The sequence below is a fragment of the Synechococcus sp. R6-10 genome, from assembly GCF_047461815.1.
Taxonomy (GTDB): domain Bacteria; phylum Cyanobacteriota; class Cyanobacteriia; order Thermostichales; family Thermostichaceae; genus Thermostichus.
The window spans coordinates 1-2,358 of sequence record NZ_JANSHW010000475.1; the positions used below are offsets into that span (position 1 = coordinate 1).

At 60.5% G+C, this 2,358-nt stretch carries 4 protein-coding genes; all 4 read left to right on the forward strand.

Annotation, left to right across the window (positions count from 1 at the left end):
* Positions 1–44: 44 nt before the first annotated feature.
* Complete coding sequence (rplB, locus tag NW837_RS12400; RefSeq protein WP_414331930.1) at positions 45–929, forward strand: 50S ribosomal protein L2; 885 nt, start codon at positions 45–47, stop codon at positions 927–929.
* A 66-nt stretch (positions 930–995) separates the two neighbouring features.
* Positions 996–1,277 carry a 30S ribosomal protein S19 gene (rpsS, locus tag NW837_RS12405; protein ID WP_414331934.1) on the forward strand — a complete coding sequence of 94 codons (282 nt, stop codon included), beginning with the start codon at positions 996–998 and terminating at the stop codon, positions 1,275–1,277.
* Positions 1,278–1,322: 45 nt separating this feature from the next.
* Positions 1,323–1,697, forward strand: coding sequence for a 50S ribosomal protein L22 (rplV, locus tag NW837_RS12410; protein ID WP_011434157.1), 375 nt, complete (start codon positions 1,323–1,325; stop codon positions 1,695–1,697).
* A 42-nt stretch (positions 1,698–1,739) separates the two neighbouring features.
* Positions 1,740–2,358, forward strand: a 619-nt coding sequence (rpsC, locus tag NW837_RS12415) for a 30S ribosomal protein S3 (protein WP_414331936.1), incomplete at its 3' end; no start/stop codon positions are given.

Genomic DNA, 2,358 nt, shown 5'->3' on the forward strand with positions numbered 1-2,358 from the left:
CTTTTTGAGTTGTTGTCATCCCATCCCCCACCCCTACCCGAGCCATGGGCATTCGTACTCTCCGACCCTACACCCCCAGCACCCGTCACATGACGGTCTCTGACTTCGAGGAGCTGTCCCGTGACGAGAACGGCAAGCGGCCCAGACCGGAAAAGTCGCTGCTGCAATTTATTCACCGCAAGAAAGGGCGCAACAACCGTGGCGTCATCACCTGCCGGCACCGCGGTGGTGGCCACAAGCGGCTTTACCGCATCATCGACTTCCGTCGCGACAAGCGGGGGATCCCGGCGACCGTCAAAACTGTGGAGTACGATCCCAACCGTAGCGCCCACATCTGCCTGGTGGAATACGAAGACGGCGAGAAACGCTACATCCTCGCTCCCCGCAACCTACAGGTGGGATCCACCATCATGGCCGGGCCAGAGGCCCCCTTTGAGATCGGCAATGCCATGCCCCTGGAGCGGATCCCCCTGGGAACGGTGGTTCACAACGTGGAGCTGTATCCTGGTCGCGGCGGACAGATGGTTCGCGCTGCCGGGGCTGGCGCTCAAGTGGTGGCCAGAGAAGGCAAATATGTCTCCCTCAAGCTGCCCTCTGGTGAGGTTCGCATGATCCGCGGCGAGTGCTACGCCACCATCGGCCAACTGGGCAATGTTGACCACAACAACATCAGCCTGGGCAAGGCGGGTCGCAGTCGTTGGTTGGGGCGCCGTCCTAAGGTGCGTGGCTCGGTGATGAACCCTGTGGATCATCCCCATGGCGGCGGGGAAGGGCGAGCCCCCATAGGCCGCAGTACCCCCGTCACCCCTTGGGGTAAGCCCACCCTGGGATACAAAACCCGCAAACGCAACAAGCCCAGCAGCAAGTTCATCGTGCGCGGTCGTCGTCGCGGGGGCCGTCGAGACAAGGGCGGAAGGGCTGCCCAATAGCCGTCTGGCCATGCGCTTCCTGAAGCTTCTTCGATGGTCATTGCTTGTCAAACAGTTGAGGTTCTTATGGGACGTTCGCTGAAAAAAGGCCCCTTTGTGGATGCCAAGCTGCTTCTCAAGGTGGAGAAGATGAACGAGCGCAACGAGAAGCACATGATCAAGACCTGGTCGCGGGCCAGCACCATCTTGCCGGTCATGATCGGCCACACCATCGCCGTTCACAACGGCAAGCAACACGTGCCCATCTACATCACCGATCAGATGGTGGGTCACAAGCTGGGGGAATTCGTTCCCACCCGTACCTTCCGCGGTCACGCGGGGAGCGACAAAAAAGCCGCTCGCCGTTGAGAGGAATAACGAACAGGAAAGTATCGAGTAGGCAAGGAGAGGGCCATGGCCGATTCATCCCCTGAGGTTAAAGCGGTAGCCCGCTATATCCGCATGTCCCCCTTTAAAGTGCGGCGGGTGTTGGATCAGATCCGTGGGCGCACCTATGCCGATGCCCTGATTCTTTTGGAGTTCATGCCCTACGCTGCCTGTGAGCCGGTTCGTAAGGTGCTGCGCTCGGCGGTGGCCAACGCAGAGCACAACAACGGCTTGGATCCTCGGGATCTGGTGATCAGCCAGGCCTATGCTGATCAGGGGCCCGTCCTGAAACGGTTTCGCCCCCGCGCCCAAGGGCGGGCCTACCCCATTCGCAAGCGCACCTGTCACATCACCATCGCCGTCCGGCCCATAGAGGAAGCTGAAGCGGCGACGGCCTCTTAACCTCCTGTATTTCTAGCCCTTTACCCTTCAACCGACACCACCATGGGACAGAAGATCCACCCCACCGGTTTCCGCCTCGGCGTGATTAAGGAGCATCGCAGCCGCTGGTTTGCCGATCCAGCCCGCTACCCAGCCTTGTTACAGGAGGACGACCAGATTCGCACCTACCTGACCAAGCAACTGAGCAGTGCTGGTTTGGCCGATATCCAAATCGAGCGCAAAGCGGATCAAATTGACCTGGAGATCCGGGCTGCTCGCCCTGGGGTGGTCGTGGGTCGGGGCGGATCCAGCCTAGAGACTTTGCGCCAAGGTCTACAGAAAGAGCTGTCCGCGCTAGCGGGACAAAGCCCTGGTTCACGAGGTGGTGGCGAGCGAACCATTCGCATCAATGTAGTAGAGGTCACCCGTGCCGATGCCGAGGCGACCTTGTTGGCGGAAAACATTGCCCAACAGTTGGAACGGCGGATTGCCTTTCGCCGCATCGTGCGCCAGGTGATCCAACGGGCCCAGCGGGCAGGTGTACAAGGGATCAAAATCCAAATTGCCGGGCGTCTGAACGGGGCCGAGATTGCCCGCACCGAATGGACGCGGGAGGGGCGGATCCCTTTGCATACTTTGCGGGCCGACATCGACTACGCCGAGCACCTCGCCCACACCACTT